The 16,549-nt window shown below is 38.9% G+C and carries 25 protein-coding genes; 6 read left to right on the top strand and 19 right to left on the bottom strand.

The window, feature by feature from the left end:
* Nucleotides 1-61 precede the first annotated feature (61 nt).
* The 4 genes from FA727_RS13665 to FA727_RS13650 form a co-directional block, all read right to left on the bottom strand.
* Entirely contained in the window at nt 62-1,057 is a 996-nt protein-coding gene (locus FA727_RS13665) for an NAD(P)/FAD-dependent oxidoreductase (RefSeq protein WP_136831676.1), read from the bottom strand.
* A 21-nt stretch (nt 1,058-1,078) separates the two neighbouring features.
* The gene (locus tag FA727_RS13660) at nt 1,079-1,324 is read right to left on the bottom strand and encodes a YuzB family protein (RefSeq protein WP_136831674.1); all 246 of its coding nucleotides are present in this window, start codon (nt 1,322-1,324) and stop codon (nt 1,079-1,081) included.
* Nucleotides 1,325-1,471: 147 nt separating this feature from the next.
* The gene (locus tag FA727_RS13655) at nt 1,472-1,771 is read right to left on the bottom strand and encodes a hypothetical protein (protein WP_136831672.1); all 300 of its coding nucleotides are present in this window, start codon (nt 1,769-1,771) and stop codon (nt 1,472-1,474) included.
* 93 nt (nt 1,772-1,864) lie between these two features.
* Complete coding sequence (locus tag FA727_RS13650; protein WP_136831670.1) at nt 1,865-2,161, bottom strand: hypothetical protein; 297 nt, start codon at nt 2,159-2,161, stop codon at nt 1,865-1,867.
* Between the two features lie 70 nt (nt 2,162-2,231).
* On the opposite strand from FA727_RS13650, the gene FA727_RS13645 reads away from it, so the two are divergent.
* Complete coding sequence (locus FA727_RS13645) at nt 2,232-2,804, top strand: Rossmann-fold NAD(P)-binding domain-containing protein (protein WP_136831668.1); 573 nt, start codon at nt 2,232-2,234, stop codon at nt 2,802-2,804.
* 58 nt (nt 2,805-2,862) lie between these two features.
* Here the strand turns inward: FA727_RS13645 and FA727_RS24960 are convergent, their stop codons facing one another.
* Together FA727_RS24960 and FA727_RS13640 are read right to left on the bottom strand one after the other, a co-directional pair.
* Nucleotides 2,863-2,991 carry a hypothetical protein gene (locus tag FA727_RS24960; protein ID WP_281280894.1) on the bottom strand — a complete coding sequence of 43 codons (129 nt, stop codon included), beginning with the start codon at nt 2,989-2,991 and terminating at the stop codon, nt 2,863-2,865.
* Between the two features lie 198 nt (nt 2,992-3,189).
* Nucleotides 3,190-3,966 carry a sulfite exporter TauE/SafE family protein gene (locus FA727_RS13640; RefSeq protein ID WP_136831666.1) on the bottom strand — a complete coding sequence of 259 codons (777 nt, stop codon included), beginning with the start codon at nt 3,964-3,966 and terminating at the stop codon, nt 3,190-3,192.
* Nucleotides 3,967-4,167: 201 nt separating this feature from the next.
* On the opposite strand from FA727_RS13640, the gene FA727_RS24415 reads away from it, so the two are divergent.
* Complete coding sequence (locus tag FA727_RS24415; RefSeq protein WP_170209266.1) at nt 4,168-4,341, top strand: hypothetical protein; 174 nt, start codon at nt 4,168-4,170, stop codon at nt 4,339-4,341.
* Between the two features lie 10 nt (nt 4,342-4,351).
* On the opposite strand, the gene FA727_RS13635 is transcribed toward FA727_RS24415, so the two are convergent.
* Nucleotides 4,352-4,825: a GNAT family N-acetyltransferase gene (locus FA727_RS13635; RefSeq protein WP_136831664.1), complete on the bottom strand. Its 474-nt coding sequence runs from the start codon at nt 4,823-4,825 to the stop codon at nt 4,352-4,354.
* A gap of 158 nt (nt 4,826-4,983) precedes the next feature.
* Entirely contained in the window at nt 4,984-5,292 is a 309-nt protein-coding gene (locus FA727_RS13630) for a hypothetical protein (protein ID WP_246041878.1), read from the bottom strand.
* Nucleotides 5,293-5,426: 134 nt separating this feature from the next.
* Between FA727_RS13630 and FA727_RS13625 the strand changes: the two genes are divergently transcribed.
* Nucleotides 5,427-6,398, top strand: a complete 972-nt coding sequence (locus FA727_RS13625) for an NAD(P)-dependent alcohol dehydrogenase (RefSeq protein WP_136831662.1) — start codon at nt 5,427-5,429, stop codon at nt 6,396-6,398.
* A 93-nt stretch (nt 6,399-6,491) separates the two neighbouring features.
* On the top strand, nt 6,492-6,761 hold the full coding sequence (locus FA727_RS13620; RefSeq protein WP_136831660.1) for a hypothetical protein: 270 nt from the start codon (nt 6,492-6,494) through the stop codon (nt 6,759-6,761).
* 87 nt (nt 6,762-6,848) lie between these two features.
* Here FA727_RS13620 and FA727_RS13615 read toward each other — a convergent pair whose 3' ends face one another.
* From FA727_RS13615 to FA727_RS13605, 4 genes are all read right to left on the bottom strand, one after another.
* The gene (locus tag FA727_RS13615; protein ID WP_136831658.1) at nt 6,849-7,016 is read right to left on the bottom strand and encodes a DUF3934 family protein; all 168 of its coding nucleotides are present in this window, start codon (nt 7,014-7,016) and stop codon (nt 6,849-6,851) included.
* A 53-nt stretch (nt 7,017-7,069) separates the two neighbouring features.
* Nucleotides 7,070-7,279 (bottom strand): hypothetical protein, encoded by a 210-nt coding sequence (locus tag FA727_RS13610; RefSeq protein WP_136831656.1) that lies wholly within the window; start codon nt 7,277-7,279, stop codon nt 7,070-7,072.
* Nucleotides 7,272-7,466, bottom strand: coding sequence for a hypothetical protein (locus tag FA727_RS24065; RefSeq protein WP_158318871.1), 195 nt, complete (start codon nt 7,464-7,466; stop codon nt 7,272-7,274). The genes FA727_RS13610 and FA727_RS24065 overlap by 8 nt, the downstream gene beginning before the upstream one ends.
* A gap of 102 nt (nt 7,467-7,568) precedes the next feature.
* Nucleotides 7,569-8,762 (bottom strand): PDZ domain-containing protein, encoded by a 1,194-nt coding sequence (locus FA727_RS13605; protein ID WP_136831654.1) that lies wholly within the window; start codon nt 8,760-8,762, stop codon nt 7,569-7,571.
* Between the two features lie 240 nt (nt 8,763-9,002).
* Between FA727_RS13605 and FA727_RS24060 the strand changes: the two genes are divergently transcribed.
* Nucleotides 9,003-9,173, top strand: coding sequence for a hypothetical protein (locus tag FA727_RS24060; RefSeq protein WP_158318870.1), 171 nt, complete (start codon nt 9,003-9,005; stop codon nt 9,171-9,173).
* A 155-nt stretch (nt 9,174-9,328) separates the two neighbouring features.
* Nucleotides 9,329-11,038, top strand: a complete 1,710-nt coding sequence (locus FA727_RS13600; RefSeq protein WP_158318869.1) for a methyl-accepting chemotaxis protein — start codon at nt 9,329-9,331, stop codon at nt 11,036-11,038.
* Between the two features lie 90 nt (nt 11,039-11,128).
* Here the strand turns inward: FA727_RS13600 and FA727_RS13595 are convergent, their stop codons facing one another.
* The 7 genes from FA727_RS13595 to FA727_RS13565 form a co-directional block, all read right to left on the bottom strand.
* Nucleotides 11,129-12,811 (bottom strand): transglutaminase domain-containing protein, encoded by a 1,683-nt coding sequence (locus FA727_RS13595; RefSeq protein ID WP_136831650.1) that lies wholly within the window; start codon nt 12,809-12,811, stop codon nt 11,129-11,131.
* Nucleotides 12,812-12,966: 155 nt separating this feature from the next.
* Entirely contained in the window at nt 12,967-13,266 is a 300-nt protein-coding gene (locus FA727_RS13590) for a hypothetical protein (RefSeq protein ID WP_246041885.1), read from the bottom strand.
* A gap of 135 nt (nt 13,267-13,401) precedes the next feature.
* On the bottom strand, nt 13,402-13,695 hold the full coding sequence (locus tag FA727_RS13585; protein ID WP_136831646.1) for a hypothetical protein: 294 nt from the start codon (nt 13,693-13,695) through the stop codon (nt 13,402-13,404).
* Between the two features lie 16 nt (nt 13,696-13,711).
* Nucleotides 13,712-14,065, bottom strand: coding sequence for a hypothetical protein (locus tag FA727_RS13580; protein ID WP_246041877.1), 354 nt, complete (start codon nt 14,063-14,065; stop codon nt 13,712-13,714).
* 181 nt (nt 14,066-14,246) lie between these two features.
* Nucleotides 14,247-14,546, bottom strand: coding sequence for a hypothetical protein (locus FA727_RS13575; protein WP_246041876.1), 300 nt, complete (start codon nt 14,544-14,546; stop codon nt 14,247-14,249).
* Between the two features lie 130 nt (nt 14,547-14,676).
* Nucleotides 14,677-14,970, bottom strand: coding sequence for a hypothetical protein (locus FA727_RS13570; RefSeq protein WP_136831642.1), 294 nt, complete (start codon nt 14,968-14,970; stop codon nt 14,677-14,679).
* A 17-nt stretch (nt 14,971-14,987) separates the two neighbouring features.
* Nucleotides 14,988-16,511 carry a phage tail tape measure protein gene (locus tag FA727_RS13565; RefSeq protein ID WP_136831640.1) on the bottom strand — a complete coding sequence of 508 codons (1,524 nt, stop codon included), beginning with the start codon at nt 16,509-16,511 and terminating at the stop codon, nt 14,988-14,990.
* Nucleotides 16,512-16,549 lie beyond the last annotated feature (38 nt).

The following is a 16,549-nucleotide window of genomic DNA, read 5'->3' as shown; positions in this document are numbered from 1 at the left end:
AAAAAGTATAAAAACTATGTAAAAATACATCTCGGGCATACCTCACCCGAGATGCTACAAATTATTTGAATAGGTCCGAACTATGCGGGACATGCTTTTTCGCAGTTGGGTCAACATAATGCTTAGCTGCGTTAATAGCAACTGGAGCTTCACCAAATCCACTTGCGATCAACTTCACTTTGCCTTCATACGTACAAATATCCCCTACAGCATAAACGCCTTCGATATTTGTTTCCATTTTGGAGTTAACGATAATGGAGTTTCTCTCAATATCGAGTCCCCATTCCTTAATCGGCCCTAATGCAGACACGAAACCATAATTGACGATAACGGCATCGACATCGAGCGTTTCCTTCTCTTCAGTCGTTACATGTTGCAACACAACTTGGTTGATTTGATTTTCGTCACCAATTAATTCAGCAGGAACATAAGGTGTCTTAATCTCAACCTTTGAATTCTTAAGGTTTTCAACACTGTGTTCATGCGCACGGAATTTATCACGACGGTGCACAAGCGTTACTTTTTCAGCAATAGGTTCGAGCATCATAGCCCAGTCAACCGCAGAATCTCCCCCGCCGAAGACCACTACTTTTTTACCAGCAAAATGGTTCAAATCATTTATGAAGTAATGCAGATTCTTGCCTTCATACTGTGCCCCATTTTCAAGCTCAATTCGGCGCGGTTGGAATGCTCCAACGCCTGCTGTAATGATAACAGCTTTTGAGTAGTGTACCTCTTCACCTGTTGTTAATTTAAAATTGCCGTTTTCTTCTTTTTCTAACCCTTCGACAGTCTGTCCTAAAACAATTGTTTGTGAAAAAATAGACATTTGCTCCTTCAAACGATCGACAAGCTCCTGAGCGCGAACCTTTGGAAATCCAGCTATATCATAAATATATTTTTCCGGATATAAAGTAGACAATTGCCCACCTAGTTGTGGAAGACTCTCAATGATTTTCACAGAAAGCTGTCTCATACCTCCGTAAAATGCTGTGAACAGTCCCACTGGACCTCCACCAATAATCGTAATGTCGTATACTTTTTGATCTACCTTCAAAACGTTTCCTCCTCTTGCTGCTTATGCAAAAATCGATAGTTCGATTTCAATTTGTTTTTTGATTAATTCAAGACATTCTTCGGCCGTTTTCGCAAAAATCTTTTTCCCATTCACGATGGCGTATGGCCGTTTTGCACACATACCACAGAAAGATAGACAGCTACTTTCAATCACTGCAACCTCTGGATATTCTTCTTCTAAAATCGTTTCAATATCAAGTGCCTTGATTAAGCTTGCATCACAAATGTCAACAATGACAATTCCCATAGCTGTTCCACCTCCTTGGTTTTATAAGCGAGATACGATGCACCAAATGGCTATTACTACGTTAAAATCGGTACTAGGATTTTAACAACAGGTTTTTTTCGATAGAAAAAAACAATCTTTACGAAAACAGCCTTTTATAAAAAAGTTTCAGCTCTCTGCCGAAATCGCGAGCCTCACAGACTCACCCTCCAGCCTTTCCAGAAACTCAATCATATCATACTCGTCAATGAAAAAGTCATTTACGTACTTTATACCCCTATGATAGACTTGCGAACCTTCAAAATAAAAGATTTCAGCTTCACCTTTAAATGAAGCATCCCCAACATGAAGCTCTATCTGCTTTCCATTATAATCACTCAGTGCTTTTGCAATCGGCACATTATCAATCTCCAGCACATCAGAACCCTTGATCCGCCGTAACTGAATAACTCCTTCCAATACAAACATGTTGCTTCTCCTCTAATATGTTTTTATACTAAAAAGTATAAAAAATTAATACAAAAATTAAAACATGAATAGCGGATTTGTTCAATACCTATGTTAGTAATCTTTCTTTTCAGAATTATGAGGGTTTCGATAAGAACGAATCGTTGTTTTCAAGGATGCATAGCTCCCAATTGCAGAATACCCATAAAAATAGCCCATGAATACACCTGCGACGAAATCTCCTCGATGGGCAAAAAAAATTGAGATACATAAACCGATGATAAGAGCCATTAATGGCACATATTTTTTCGGAACCTTAAGGAACAATTTAAGGACTTGGGTCAACACCATCACAATCGGAATGGCGATGACCGCGTCCCAGAAATTTGTATGTATCGTTGGAAAATCCACTGCATATCACCGACCTTAGTTTAAGGGTCTCCTTGCAGGATAACGTTTATTCCTTAGAAAGGGTGATTTGATGAGTAAAGATCATGTTTTAGTGGTTGGTGGCTCTGGAATGTTAAAAGGTGTTGTGAAGTATTTCATGGAGCAAGGAAATATAGTAACAGTAGTTGGTCGTAATCGAAAAAAATTGCAAATGCTGGAGCAAGAATTGCAAGGAACGCCTGGCGTTCTGAACTCTGTCGCTGTCGACTATACAAATACTGATGAATTCATTCAAGAGATATCTCGTTCCATTACACAATATGGTCCCATTCGAACATCGGTGAATTGGATTCACAGCAATGCCCCTCATGCTCCGAAAGCTTTAATGGACTTGCAGCACACGACCTCTCCAGGTAGTACCTATTTACGTTTGCTTGGAAGTGCGTATGGAAACCCCGAAAAGAAATCAAATGACCGAGACTTTATGAAAAAAGCATACCCTAACATCAACTATTGCGAAACCATTTTAGGATTTGTCCTTGAAAGCCAATCTTCACGTTGGCTCACCCATCAAGAAATTTGTCAGGGCGTTATTGAAGCAATCGAAAGTCAAGCTGACCGGAAGATTATTGGAACTGTGTCTCCTTGGTCAAAGCGACCATAACATTAGAAAAACGGTAGCAACTTTGCTACCGTTTTTGTACCTTACGTAATCATTCTATTTAGCAGCATCTTCCCGTTGAACCAATCATCGAAATCCCTTGGCCATTTCCACTAAGATCAAGCATAAGGTCTTCCGTATTCGGTTCAATAATAGGGTCAATTGCTACCTTTATCTCATTAATAATCACGATAATATCATCTTCTTCTGGCTCATCCAGAGCCAGTCCTATCCTTGGCTCCCCTCAGCCAAAGCCATCAAAAAAGATACGAATGTTAGTAGCATTCTCTTCTTTGAACATTTTCTTGAATTCGTCACGTGCTGCGTCTGTGATAATCATGTTCGTATCCTCCTTTTGCTGTATCAATTTTAAGTATAAATTTTCTTTCTATAATATGTCCAACCAAACCTTCACCGCTGTTGCTAAAATAAGAATTCCCATAATCATTTGTAAGACTTTCGTATTTAACCGCTTCCCCGTATTCGCTCCTAACGGGGAGCCAATAACACTAGCTACGACAATAATGAGTGTAGGGAGCATCGCGATGTGATCCGTTGATATTTTTCCAACGATCGTCCCAATCGATGAAATAAGTGTAATAGCAAGGGATGATGCGATCGTCACTCTTATTGGAATTTTTAACACCGTTAGCATAATAGGAACCAATAAAAACGCACCGCCCGCACCGACAATACCCGCAGCAATTCCTACTAAAAAGGAAAGACTAGCAGCAATCCCCTTGCTAAAAACCAACTGGCCAAGTGGAACATCAACCGTACCTTTTTTCGGAATCACAATCAATGCGACGGCGATCAAGGCCAAAACACCATACACAATATTGATCGTTTTTTCAGGTAAAAGCGTGGAACCGAATCCTCCAATAAAACTCCCTATTAAAATACTAATTCCCATAACCGCAATTAATTTCATATTTAAATAACCACTTTTACGATAAGCAATCACGCCACCTATGGTCGAAAAAAACACCTGTATCGCCGTAATACCCGATACTTCATGGGCGGAAAATTGCCCAACCCCTAAGGCAGCCGGAATATATAACAACATGGGAAAATTGATGATGGCTCCCCCAATTCCTAACATACCTGATAGAAAAGAGCCAATTAACCCAATAATAAAGAGTGTGATGATAAAACTGATGTCCATATTGTCCACCTTTGTATAAGAAGATTTCTAGTCGAAATTGATCTCATCTTCATTATATACCTTTTTTGCGAACGCTTCAGATTAATTCGCCTTTTTCACTCTTTTTATAACATGACATAAAATAATGATTGAAACCAATCCTATTTCTAATTATAATTCATATTAAACACATAGGAATTTAAGTGTATGGAGGAATTTACAATGAATTTCATTAAAGACTTGTTTATGGATAAATGCCCTCATTGCAATAAAGTATTGATGAATAGCACATCAAGCATGCTCAATCCTATTGTGATTAAATCTTGTCCAGATGGGCATTACGAAAAAGAATATCACTCTGCTTTGGAGACGGTTATTGAGAAATCTAAATATTAAAGAGGGTTTCCTAAGACAATTGTTTCACCATTTTAAAATTGATCAATACAACACCTCTGCGCTCATTCTCTTGAGTTCGGACAACCTTATAACCTCTATTTTCGAAAAAGGGTCTAGCTGTAATACTCGCATCTGTATCAATTACGTTCAGATTTAGCTTCTTTGCCTCAGATTCTAATCTTTCCACCAATGCCGTTGCTATTCCCATTCCTTGATAATCCTTATGTACAAACAGTCGATCCAAATGGCCTTCTCTGGTTAAGTCACTAAATCCCACTACTTGATGATTGATCTTTGCAACGAAAGTAATATTTTTTCCCAAGGACTCATTCCAAGATTGCATTTTTACTTCCCTTTCATCCCTCGGTGCCCAAGCATCTAATTGCTCTAGTGAGTAATCCTTCGCATTGACGGAATGAATCGTTTCATAAAACAAGGAAACCATCGCCTCACAATCCGATTCACGATATTTTAAAATCTCCAATCTGCTGCCTCCTTTCATTCATCCTAATTCTTAATTTGGTTGATATGGTGCTCCATATGAACAACATAATCTCGGATTAGCCACTCCAATGTGTTCAATTCGTTATCCCCTATATCACAAAGATTTGTTAGCTTCTCATCAGGAACATTGGTGACAATCTAAACGATTTGTTTATTCAATGCCTGAAAAAGATCGATGATTTCATTAACTGGGAGAGCCTGATAATTTTGCAGTGTGACCCATTGATCTTGGTTATACGATTGGATCACATATACCTCTTCTTCATATTGAATTTTGATGAATCTCGCCATATTATTGATGGCAGAATCGCAGAGATGTCCTAGGATTTCTTTTTTTGACCACTTATTTGGCAATGGTCTTTTTGAAGCTTCCTGTTCAGACATTAACTTGTACTCTTCAGGTAAAACGTTGATCCAATGATTGATTCTTTTAACAATCTCCTGCATGGTATCACTTCCCCGTTAAAGCTCATCTATATAGGATAGTTTACTTTGCAAAATTTTAAAAATTCAATTATTTTATGAATCTATGCCTCCCAACATTCGTATTATTATCATCGATGACTTTTGGAGGGGTATGCATGAAAGCAATCATTAGTCCAAAATATGGTTCACCCGATGTTCTAGAATTAAAAGAGGTTGAAAAACCGGTACCGACAGAAGAGGAAGTATTGGTCAAAATTCGTGCAGCATCTATTAACTTTGGCAATCTTGTTCTCTTAAAAGGAGAACCTCATTTAGCTCGCTTGGCTTTCGGATTACGGCGACCAAAATATCCGATACCAGGTGGTGATGTCGCTGGGATCGTTGAAGCTGTTGGTGAAAATGTTAGGCATTTTAAACCTGGAGATGAAGTATTCGGAGATCTATCTGCTTGTGGCTGGGGTAGTTTTGCTGAATACGCCACTGCACCAGAACAAGCTTTAGCGTTGAAACCAACTAACATTTCTTTCGAGGAAGCAGCCGCCGCACCGATGGCAGGTGTTACTGCCCTACAAGGATTACGTGATAAAGGAATGATCCAGTCTGGTCAAAAAGTGTTAATTAACGGTGCCTCCGGTGGCGTGGGTACATTCGCCGTACAGATTGCTAAATCATTGGGGGCCAACGTTACCGGTGTTTGTAGTACACGAAATATAGAAATTTTGCAGTCACTCGAAGCAGACCATGTCATCGACTATACAAAAGACGATTTCACTCAAAATGCGAAGAAGTATGATTTGATTCTTGGAGTCAATGGCTCACACCCTATTTCAGCATATAAGCGGGTATTAAAACCGAGCGGGATATTTGTTCATGTAGGCGGTGCCGAAACTCAAATGTATCAAACTCTGATGCTCGGACCTTTTATCTCAATGACTAGTAAGAAGAAAATGAGCAGTCTGTTACAGAAATCAAACCAAGAGGATCTCCATTTTTTGAAGAAGCTTCTCGAGACCGGTAAAGTAAAATCAGTGATTGATAGACAGTATAAGTTAAATGAAGTTGCTGATGCATTTAGGTATTTTGAGGAAGGTCATGCTCAGGGAAAGGTTGTCATTTCTATTCATTAATTTTTGATATCGAACTCTCAAAAGTAAAGATTGAATGAATCAAAATTCCAAAGCATAAATTTTATTAACACCTACAAATAAAGGAGTTAATCAATGTTTAATTCGACAAACAAAGAAGAGAATGACCAATCAGATATCCCTTCTAGTCTTAGACTCGCACTGTCCGTGTCAATCATTGCCATTATTGAAGAAGTTCTTGGACTGCTTTCAGTTATAGATGCGATTGAAGAGTTCAAAATGGAAGAAGAGAGCGAGAGAACGGCTCAAGAAGAATTGAATGGACGGTTTCAAGAAATGCAGCAGCAAATTGATGAATTAACGAAGGAAGTCAATCGATTAAAATATCGGAGAAGTGGCTTTTGAATATATTGGTTGTTCCATATAAATAAGCGTTAATTCAAAATTAACGCTTAAGCTTTTGGAAAAAATTAAACTCCCAGTAAACGTGCATCAGGCTTCGCCGTCAGAACCCTTGGTCTCCTCGCGATGTTTAACACCTTTACTCTTATAAGGTTTGGCACTTTTCGCTTTGTTTGCTCCCGCCTGCCAACGATTCCAACCTTTTTTTCCCGTTCCTCGTCCAGTACCGCTCTTAGCCTTAGCCTTGGGCTTAGTCATTGAATCCACTCCGTATCTAGTATGTTAAGCATCCTCCATCGATGCCACCCTTATTATCTTGATGCTTTCGGCGGCTGACACACTTCACATTTTCGTTGATGATTATCTTTAAATTTCTTAAATGGTTTTTCAAACTGGTTGCCGCATGCGCATTTGAATAGCAACTTTTGAGAAAAGCCATGATATTCCGTTGTTAATAACTTACTATCTGAATTGTTCTCAACGAATTTTTTAATTTCTCCGATTGTCCATCTCTTATTCATAAAACTTTACCTCCAAATTCATTCCATCACTTAATGGAGATGTCCTTACCATGATACCCATCTCTTCATTAAAACATATCCAACTAACCTTAACATTAACTTGAACATTGAGCATCATTTTTATAAAAAAAAAGCACCCAGCAGGTGCATTAAATTTGATACTATTTTTCACCATTGTTGCGTTCATGAAGATACCATTTTTTAAAAAACCTTGAACTGTGTCCGCATGAAGCGTCTATAAAGACTCTATTTTCAAAACCGTACCTTTTCAGTGAAATCTTCTTTCTTTTTAAACCGCTGCCGTTCCCCACTTCTTCTCTTCTTGAACAAAGAGAATACCTAACTCATGATGATCGCCTTCATAAAGCGCTCTTTGAACGAAACGTACCTGGCCATTGACGTCTAGTACCTCGAGCTTACAGTGAGCGCGATTTCGTTGAAGGGCCTCGTAGAAGGTTTGCTCATCGTGGACGAGCGTTCCGTTCACCTTTGTTACGAGTTCCCCAACCTGAAGCGCCATTTTACTCGCAGGTGAGCCTGGTAGTACACCTAGGATCATAACCCCATGATTTTGTTTGGAAAAATAAAATGGTGAATTGTCATCTTTTATTCGTTGTCTTAATGTCAAAACTTCACGTCCAACAATGGCGATTGCCACAACCCCTATCGCTAAAATCGGTAGCCAATAGCTTCCGACGGATAGAAGCGCCAAAAAGATGCCCAACGCCACAACCTTTTTACCAAAGGCTTGGATAGCGACCTTTGGAAGCATACCCTGTATTTGCTGATGAAATCCGACCGCAAACGGCACGAGAATCATTGAATAACTTTCGTTTCCGATTGAAAATACCGGCCACCATTCGAACGGTGCTTGCAAAGCGGTTCCAGGTATGAACAAGAACACGGGCACCATCCACAAGCGTTTCACTTCGTGTAAGCCGACTCTTTGGCCCCTCTTACTTTTCATCAACTTAGGAGAAGTCCCTTTTTTCCCATTAATAAGAATCAAGAGCCCCTCACCGATGACTAATAAGGAAAGCAATGCCGCGACTGATGGAAATATTTTCTCGTCTAACTGAAGAAATGCGTCACGAAACAATGGCACGGACCACTCTTCGCCTCCTGCAACTACCGTTAGGAAAAAGGCGAGGCCAACAACATAGACAGGTGCAATCAGGCGAGGTTTTGTTGTCGCGCTTAAAAGGATGGTGAGAACCGCCATAAAAAGAATGGTTGCGAACGGAATCGTGATGCCCGCCGCGATGGTCACGATCGATATGCCAATCCCGATGACAATCCCCAATGGAAGTAGCTGTCTTAATTCAAAATAAGCATTCTCCGAGCGAACCGAGAAGTTTTTGCGCTCCCTTTTAACACGGGAAACGCCTAATGCAGCCGCAATGAAAAAGCAGTAATAAAATACCGGATGAAGAAAAAGCTTAAGCGTGCCCTTTAATAGTTCCATCAACCAATCTAAACCCACATCTGCCACCTACCTTTATCTAAAATTCTATTAAAATGCTTCTAGCATCTCTATGTAAAATGGTTTCAATTTCTATTTTACCAAATGTTAGGCAGATTAGGCACCTATAAATAAAGTCATTTTTGATAGATTTACACGAGATTTAATGTAAGTCATGCTTCCCTACCGTGTGAATCAACTAAGTTCGAATAATTTCACTCATACTTCACATCCTATGTGAGTGTGAAGGAGGTGAATTTTTTGTCGACTCAATCAAATGATAAGCAGAAACAGAGTACGAGCAACATGACCAACCAGCAAGGGTCAGGAACACAGTATCACAAGGAGCATACCAATCAAGCTATGGGATACGGTGACATTGATCCGAATGCTGAACAGCAAAGCAATGTAACCGACAATACAGAGCACTAACATTCACGCCATTTTATATGGCGTTTTTTCTTTGAAGTAAGTTTGATAAATATTTCACATTCAAGAAACAAGTTGTTCATAGTTTATTCATACATATCTTATATGATCTTCCTATGACTAATGACCTAGTTGTCATACTTCAGGAGGAAATACATATGTTTAATCGTCTATCAATCAAATTAAAGCTCGGACTCTCGATTTTAATGGTAATCACCATTTTTTCAACTGTTGCCATATTATCGGCCCTTAACTTCGGAAAATTAGTTAAATCCAATATTGAAGATAAACAATCTTGGGAAATCCTAGCTCTCACAAGTGAATTGCAAGAAACAACAAGAAGTCTTGGAATAACAATGCAGCAATCAACAGAATCTCCGGAGAAAGTTTTTGAAGAAACACAAACTGAAACCCTTGAAAAAATAGCAAATGTTGACTCCTTAGTCTCTAAAAATGAGAAACAACAAGCATTATTAAAAGATATTGAGTCCTATGTAAACGAATATTTCGCAAAGGTAGAAACGATTATTTCAACCTATTCGGGTGACGAAACTGAGCTCCGCAACCAGATCATGGAGGCTACTCGTCCAGTTGAAATCGAAAACGGAGCGATCGTTGAGGATGAATTTAGTAATCAGCTCACACAAATTGCTGAGATCGAAGAAAATGAATTAATTGACCGGGAGAAGAACGCTGAGCAGTTACGGAAAATAACATTTATCCAGCTTATTGGTGGAACTATCATAGGTGCGATCATATCACTACTTATTTTTCTAACTACGAGCCGCTCAGTAGTCCGAAACATAGAGAACACATCTCATATGTTGAAAGATATTGCTGAAGGTGAAGGAGATTTAACAAAACGATTAGAGGTAAAGAGTAAAGATGAAATCGGAGAAATGACCCTGTGGTTTAATCGTTTTATCGAAAAAATCCATTGCTTAGTAGAGGAAGTTATAAAAAATTCAAATGAACTTTACCAGTCGACCCAAGAGGTTCTACATTCCATTGAAAAATCCAACGAACAAATGAAAGAAGTTGCCACTTCTGTTGAGTTTGTCAGCTCAAATATTCAATCCAGTGCCACTGTTTCTGAAGAGGCAATAGCGAGTATTCAAGAAATAACGGGTCAAGCACAAATGATATTTGCCGAAGCACAAGAAGCAAATGAAACAGGTGAAAAGGTATTAACAGCTGCATCTATGGGCGAGATTTCGGTCAACGATGCTGTATCTGCCATACATAATGTACAAGCTTCTTCAAAAGACGTGTTAAAGGTAATGAGGGAATTGAAAAAGTCATCCAAAGAAATCGAAAATATTGTTGCAATGATCACACAAATTACCGAGCAAACAAGCCTGCTTTCCTTAAACGCATCGATTGAAGCTGCACGGGCGGGCGAAGCCGGAAAAGGCTTTGCTGTAGTTGCCGATGAAGTGAAGAAGCTCTCAGAGGAAAGTAAAAATTCAGCGCAGCAAATTCATCATATTGTCGATGAGATTCAGCAAAAAATGCTCGAAACCGACGAAATTATAATGAAAGAACAATCATTCATTCAAGCAAGTTCTGAGAAGGTATTAAAAACATCTGAGGAATTTCAAAATATCCTAAACTTTATTGAAAGCATTTCTGGAAAAATCGGCGCTATGACCGGTGCATCACAGAATCAATCCACAATTACGGGGGATATGACCGAAGCAGTTACAACGCTTTCGGACGGATTACAAGAGCATGCTGCTACTTCTCAAGATATTAGTACAGCAGTCCAAAAGCAAACAGAAATCTATAAAGATATTGAAGCCCGAATGGAAAACATGAAGATGATTTCCGATCACCTAAAGAAACAAACAGATCGGTTTAAGATATAACCTTCTCATATTGTGAAATCTAAAAAAAGCGTGACGAAATATTTAAGCTTTTCGTCACGCGCTTTGAATTTAAGGGCACACCACGTTTTTTTAATACATTACACCTGTTCGATAATGCGTTTTCTCAAACTCTTGCATATTCGGGTCAAAGTAATCCTCATTAAATGCAGCTACGAATTGGTCGTTCTTGATATAGCCCGCTCCCCAAGTTGGGTCCATCACAAGCCAGTTTCCATCCACTTTCGCTTCTACCCAAGCGTGTTTGGATGGCCAGAATCCCCCCATAGCCGTACCCTCTATGAATCTTGCTTCGATATTGGCTGCCCTTAGTAAGGCAATCGCCAAGTAAGCGTAATCCTGGCAAACGCCAGTTTTTTCCTCAAGCGTTTTAAGTGCACTATCATCCCATTCAAACTCATCGTTTTTCATTTTACCAACATCATAAGAAATATTCTGTGCGACATAATCATAGATTGCTTTCGTTTTCTCTCGTTCAGTAGCCTTTCCTTTCGTTAGTTCCTCAGCTAGTTGGATAATTTTCGGATCGTCTGATTGAACACCTCTGGCAGGAAGCAAATCTCTTTTATCCTCACCAGTAGATTCGACCTCGAATTTCGCAAATCCAAAATAACGAAAACGATCGCTATTCTCTTCTTTAATCTCTGGAACACTTACGGTAATTTCATAAGTGCCTGGTCCGAACCTTAAATAGAAGGAATCATCGAAGGAGAAATCCTCGACTGGAATGACATCTAATGCCTCATCCTCACCCTTTACTGAGGTCACATAAATATGGGTCGTATCTTGCGCAAATTCAGCATTCGGGTCAATTGAACCTTTGATATGATACTCTCCTTCAGAAATGACGCCACCAAATGTCGGTTCCTCCAAGGTGACTCCTCGCTCAATATATACATCCGAGAATTCAATGGGCTTCATCACTTGCTCTGACTCGTTATCTACTAAAATATTTGTCCCTAGCTGAAAATAATTTTCCCGTTCATCATCTGGGACTAATACCTCTATTTTGTGCAGACCCTTTCCATAGAACAACGGCACCTCAAATTCAAATGCTCCATCCTTTATCGGTAAAACATGCTTCCATTGCTCCGAATCCTTTGTCACACTTAGCATAATTCTTACGCCATTCGTCAGATTCGACGCCTCCCCTTTCAGTAGGAAGGTCTGATTTTCTTTTACATAACTTGTTTTTAGATCCACTGACAATCCTGCTAAAAGTCCGAACGGAGTGTACGTAAGATCTCTTTTTTGCTCTGGATTGACGTTGATCACGTCAAATCTTGCCGTATCATAAAAATAATTCTCTGCATCTGTACTTGGGAGCTGAACGGTTACTTGATAATCGCCTTCCCCGTTAAAAAAATGAATCGTTTGTTTAAAAGCTCCGTCCTCAATCGGGGCATAGTATTCATGCTCAGAACCGGCTGGACCTTCTTCATTCGAACGAATCTTAATCCACGCATAGTCTGCTTGTAGCTGACTAGCTTGCTCGACTTTCCCCTCAATCGTCACTTTTCCGTTTGCAGCGAATTTTTGGTACTTCGGCTTACTAAGGGTAGCGCCGATTTCCTCCGCATATGAAGTTAATTCAAGAGGTAGAAGCTCCAGTTCACTGTTTTTCTGTTCTACTAATTTTTCATATTTATCTTTTTCCGCTTCCTTTGCTTTTGTTTCGCTCTTATCCGCATTGCTACAGGCTGCCAAGAGTAACACACAGCAAAGAAAGCCAAACAGTTGCACTTTTCGTTTCATAGTCTCCTCCTTCAAAAGAACATCTTCCAATTTTTTCATTTTATAAGTTTTACGTATTTTAAAGAGGAATAGTTTCTGAGACTTTTGGACTCTTTCGGGCTGTGAGAAAGGTCCCGACTTATACATTTCGTTTGAGAAAAATTTTTGCAACAGGATTAAACGAGTGCCATCGCTGCCTTCCAAATTAGAAAAAATGCAGCAACCGATAGGCCTCCATAAATCATACCTTTCGTCACCTTATTACTTTTTTCATGAATACCAGCCAAATTAACAGCGGAAAGAATCACACCAATAAAGAGTAAGCCAAAAAATATGAATATATTCTCTCTCTGCCCGTCTAATTCAATTACCCAATTTTCATCTGCTACTTGAAAAGCATAGATGACAAAAATAATAACCAATAGGGAGAGATAACTATAAGTTACGATTGAGAAAATTTTTTTGTCCAAAATCACACCTCGCATAATTACCCTCAGAAAATAATATTCATCTCATTTTCCATCTCCATCAAAAGAATTTAAAAAGATTAGCCCGGTGAAATAAGACTAATCTTTTTGATCATCACTATCGTTGCACCTAATAAACTTCTATTAGAAGATCGACAGCATTAATCTCCATACTAAGAAGCAAGTCGCAATCGATAATCCCGCATAAACCGTGTTAAGTTGGACTTTACTTCCTTTGTCCCTTACTCCAGCGGCATCAATGGAAGTTAAAATTAATGCAATAAAAAACAATCCTCCAAATATAAGTAGATTATTTTTTTCATAGGTAAGGTCAATCTTCCAATTGTCATCTGTAACTTGCGAAGCATAGATAACAAAAAGGCCAATAATCAATAAGTAATAAACATTTGTAATCAATGAAAAATGTTTCTTCTTCAATTTGCCGCCTCAATTCTCAATCTCTCATGTTTCCTTGTAAAAGAGATTGACTCAGAGAATAAGCTGAATCTACTACGCTCAAACAACTGCCATCATCGCCCGCCAAATTAGAAAAAATGCAGCAACCGAAAGTCCCCCATATACAGCTTTTCGTCACTTTATTACCCTTTTCATCAATTCCAGTAAAATTTATAGCTGCAAGAATCATACCAATAAACGCCATGCCCGCAAATATAATCAAATTTCCTTTCTGGCCTTCCAACTGAATTTGCCAATTTTTATCAGCAACTTGACTAACATATACGGCAAATAATGAGACGAAGACAAATAAATAGATACAGGTGATTATTTTTAACAATTTCTTACTCAAAATCTCACCTCATTTTTTTACTACTGTAATGGCTGAGGATTGATAATTTCTGCTTTCCTGTGATTCAATGAATATATCTTTGATAAGTCATCCAAAATTTAAATTTAAAAGATAGTACAAAAATTAGCTCCAATAGAATGGTGCTATTCTTTTTATGGTCTCTTTTCAATGTTTCTATTGATCAAACAATTTCCATCATTAATCTCCAAATAAGAAAAAATGCAGCAATTGACAAGCCTCCATATATAGAGCTTTTCGTCAACTTGTTCCCTTTCTCATTAATACCTGCAAAATCAATCGACGCAAGAATCAGACCAATGAACAACAGTCCGACAAATGTTAGTAAATTTCCTATCTGCCCCTCTATTTCAACTTTCCAATTTTCATCCGCTACTTTAAAAGCATAGATGACAAATACAATTATCAAAACGGTGAGATAACTATAAGTTATAATTGAGAAGTGTTTTTTGTCCAAGATCACACCTCGCGTCCTTCAACAAAATAACAATGACTGAACATCTTCTATAAATGGGCTTAAAAAGATTAACTCCAACGGATTGGTTAATCTTTTTTTGAAGCTTAAACTCTTTTATTAATAAGTTTCTGTATGGTCAAACGAGTGCCATCGCCGCCCTCCAAATAAGAAAAAATGCAGCCACAGAAAGACCACCATAAATAGTACTTTTTGTTATTTTATTGCTTTTTTCATTTATTCCTGCAAAATCAATAGCGGTAAGTATACAAGCAATGAATATTAGTCCTAGAAATGTATACATATTCCCTCTCTGACCATCTAAATTAATTTCCCAATTTTCATCCATATTCCGAGCTAAATAGATCCCAAATATTAGCACTATCACACCTACATAAGACCAAGTAATGATAGAGAATTTCTTTTTATTCAAATTTTCACCTCATATCTCTATTGTAATGGTTGAGGCTTAATTCCTCCACCAGTCCTATTATTTAACGGGTTACTTTGTAATTGATTATTTGGAGATGTTGTCTTTTCATTTGAATTGGATTTAGCATTATCAGCTAAATTCCCCTCAGATGGAACTGGTTCAGGTTTTTTCGGTGCTTCTTTAGGAGAATCAATTGTCTTCGTCTTGGCATCCCCATTTTTCGGTAATAAATCATCTATTGGATTTTTAATAAAATACTCTTCAACAACTTTTTGAAGCCCCTCACCCACTATTGGAATAGGAATCTTACTAAATATTTTAGATAACGTTGCGATTGAGATAAACGATGTAAGTGTCCCAGTCACAAAGTTTTGCCAGCTTCTCCACTCACCTTTACCAAAGCCACTTGAAAAATAGTTTTCTAGACCACTAGCAATACTCATCACACTAATTAAAGAGCCACTCAATACAAGGCCAGTAGTAGCCAATACAGGAGCAAAGAAGCCGCCTGTAATCGCACCAAAGAATACACTACTAAGTAATGAAGATACTGAGAAAGGATCGTCACCCATTAATTGGTTGGCAATATCTATTAGCCCAGAAAAGAGGCCAGACATTCCTGCACCCTTTAAGACTACCTTCCAGTAGTTAGGAATACCAAATCCCGCCTTAATCTGCCCCCAAGCAGGCAACCCCTTAAACCAGCGCCAACCCGAAACAACTTTCCCTCGAATCCATGGATAGGCAGCTGTTTTCATCCATCTCCAAGCAGCCTGACCTCGTCCAACCACCCACGGGACAGCCGTTCCCTTAATCCATGACCAAGCAGCAGGTCCTGCCGTATACCTTAACCATGCCCAGCCTGCAGCAAATGCACCAGTTGTCATTCCGAAATAACCGACAAGTCCTCCTACTAAGGAAGCTCCCAAGGCACCGAAGAAATTATAATCTTCTCCTGCTAGCCATTGATATAAGAAGCCAGCACCGATTGCAAGACCGGCAACAACCACAATAACGGCTATAGCTGGCAAGCTTCCAACAATCAGGAAGGCACCACCGATGATGATCACTGTTGCTAATAAACCTGCTGCTATCGTTTGGATCCATTCATTCTCCTGAATCCAATCCCAGGCATCCGAGAAAAATGCTCCGATCGAGCTGCCTACATCTTTGAACCAATCTCCAATGTCACCTCCGACATCAGATATCCAGTCCTTCGTACTATCCAAGGCATCTGAAGACCAATCGAGAAATTCATTCCATTGATCACCAATAGAATCACCTATATCCTCTATCAGATCCAAACCTTTATTTCCAATGTCTTTTACTTTGTTCCATGCCTTTTTCCACCACGGAACATCTTCACCACCGCCACCGACGGATTCTCCCTTGCCATCGTTCAGTTTTGTTTCATGAATATTCTGACCATCAGTTTGTATATCTTCTACATTAGCATAAATTGGCTGCACCAAAAATGCCTGTAGATAAAGAACTACGATCATGCATATGAAAAATCCAACCCATTTTTCCTTCTGAGGCATCCCCTTTCCTCCTTCACCATCCTTATAGATTTATAGAT

The organism is Robertmurraya kyonggiensis (assembly GCF_005116465.1).
Lineage (GTDB): Bacteria > Bacillota > Bacilli > Bacillales > Cytobacillaceae > Robertmurraya > Robertmurraya kyonggiensis.
This window is presented reverse-complemented; position numbering and strand designations above follow the sequence as displayed.

Bases quoted from the DNA above. Each gene is read 5' to 3' on its own strand.
- FA727_RS13640 (WP_136831666.1), bottom strand. From the start codon at position 3,966: ATGGACATCAGTTTTATCATCACACTCTTTATTATTGGGTTAATTGGC.
- FA727_RS13595 (WP_136831650.1), bottom strand. From the start codon at position 12,811: ATGAAACGAAAAGTGCAACTGTTTGGCTTTCTTTGCTGTGTGTTACTC.
- FA727_RS13625 (WP_136831662.1), top strand. From the start codon at position 5,427: ATGAAAGCAATCATTAGTCCAAAATATGGTTCACCCGATGTTCTAGAA.
- FA727_RS13655 (WP_136831672.1), bottom strand. From the start codon at position 1,771: ATGTTTGTATTGGAAGGAGTTATTCAGTTACGGCGGATCAAGGGTTCT.
- FA727_RS13615 (WP_136831658.1), bottom strand. From the start codon at position 7,016: ATGACTAAGCCCAAGGCTAAGGCTAAGAGCGGTACTGGACGAGGAACG.
- FA727_RS13565 (WP_136831640.1), bottom strand. From the start codon at position 16,511: ATGCCTCAGAAGGAAAAATGGGTTGGATTTTTCATATGCATGATCGTA.
- FA727_RS24415 (WP_170209266.1), top strand. From the start codon at position 4,168: ATGAATTTCATTAAAGACTTGTTTATGGATAAATGCCCTCATTGCAAT.
- FA727_RS13630 (WP_246041878.1), bottom strand. From the start codon at position 5,292: ATGCAGGAGATTGTTAAAAGAATCAATCATTGGATCAACGTTTTACCT.
- FA727_RS13600 (WP_158318869.1), top strand. From the start codon at position 9,329: ATGTTTAATCGTCTATCAATCAAATTAAAGCTCGGACTCTCGATTTTA.
- FA727_RS24065 (WP_158318871.1), bottom strand. From the start codon at position 7,466: ATGAACGCAACAATGGTGAAAAATAGTATCAAATTTAATGCACCTGCT.
- FA727_RS13645 (WP_136831668.1), top strand. From the start codon at position 2,232: ATGAGTAAAGATCATGTTTTAGTGGTTGGTGGCTCTGGAATGTTAAAA.
- FA727_RS13610 (WP_136831656.1), bottom strand. From the start codon at position 7,279: ATGAATAAGAGATGGACAATCGGAGAAATTAAAAAATTCGTTGAGAAC.
- FA727_RS13620 (WP_136831660.1), top strand. From the start codon at position 6,492: ATGTTTAATTCGACAAACAAAGAAGAGAATGACCAATCAGATATCCCT.
- FA727_RS13660 (WP_136831674.1), bottom strand. From the start codon at position 1,324: ATGGGAATTGTCATTGTTGACATTTGTGATGCAAGCTTAATCAAGGCA.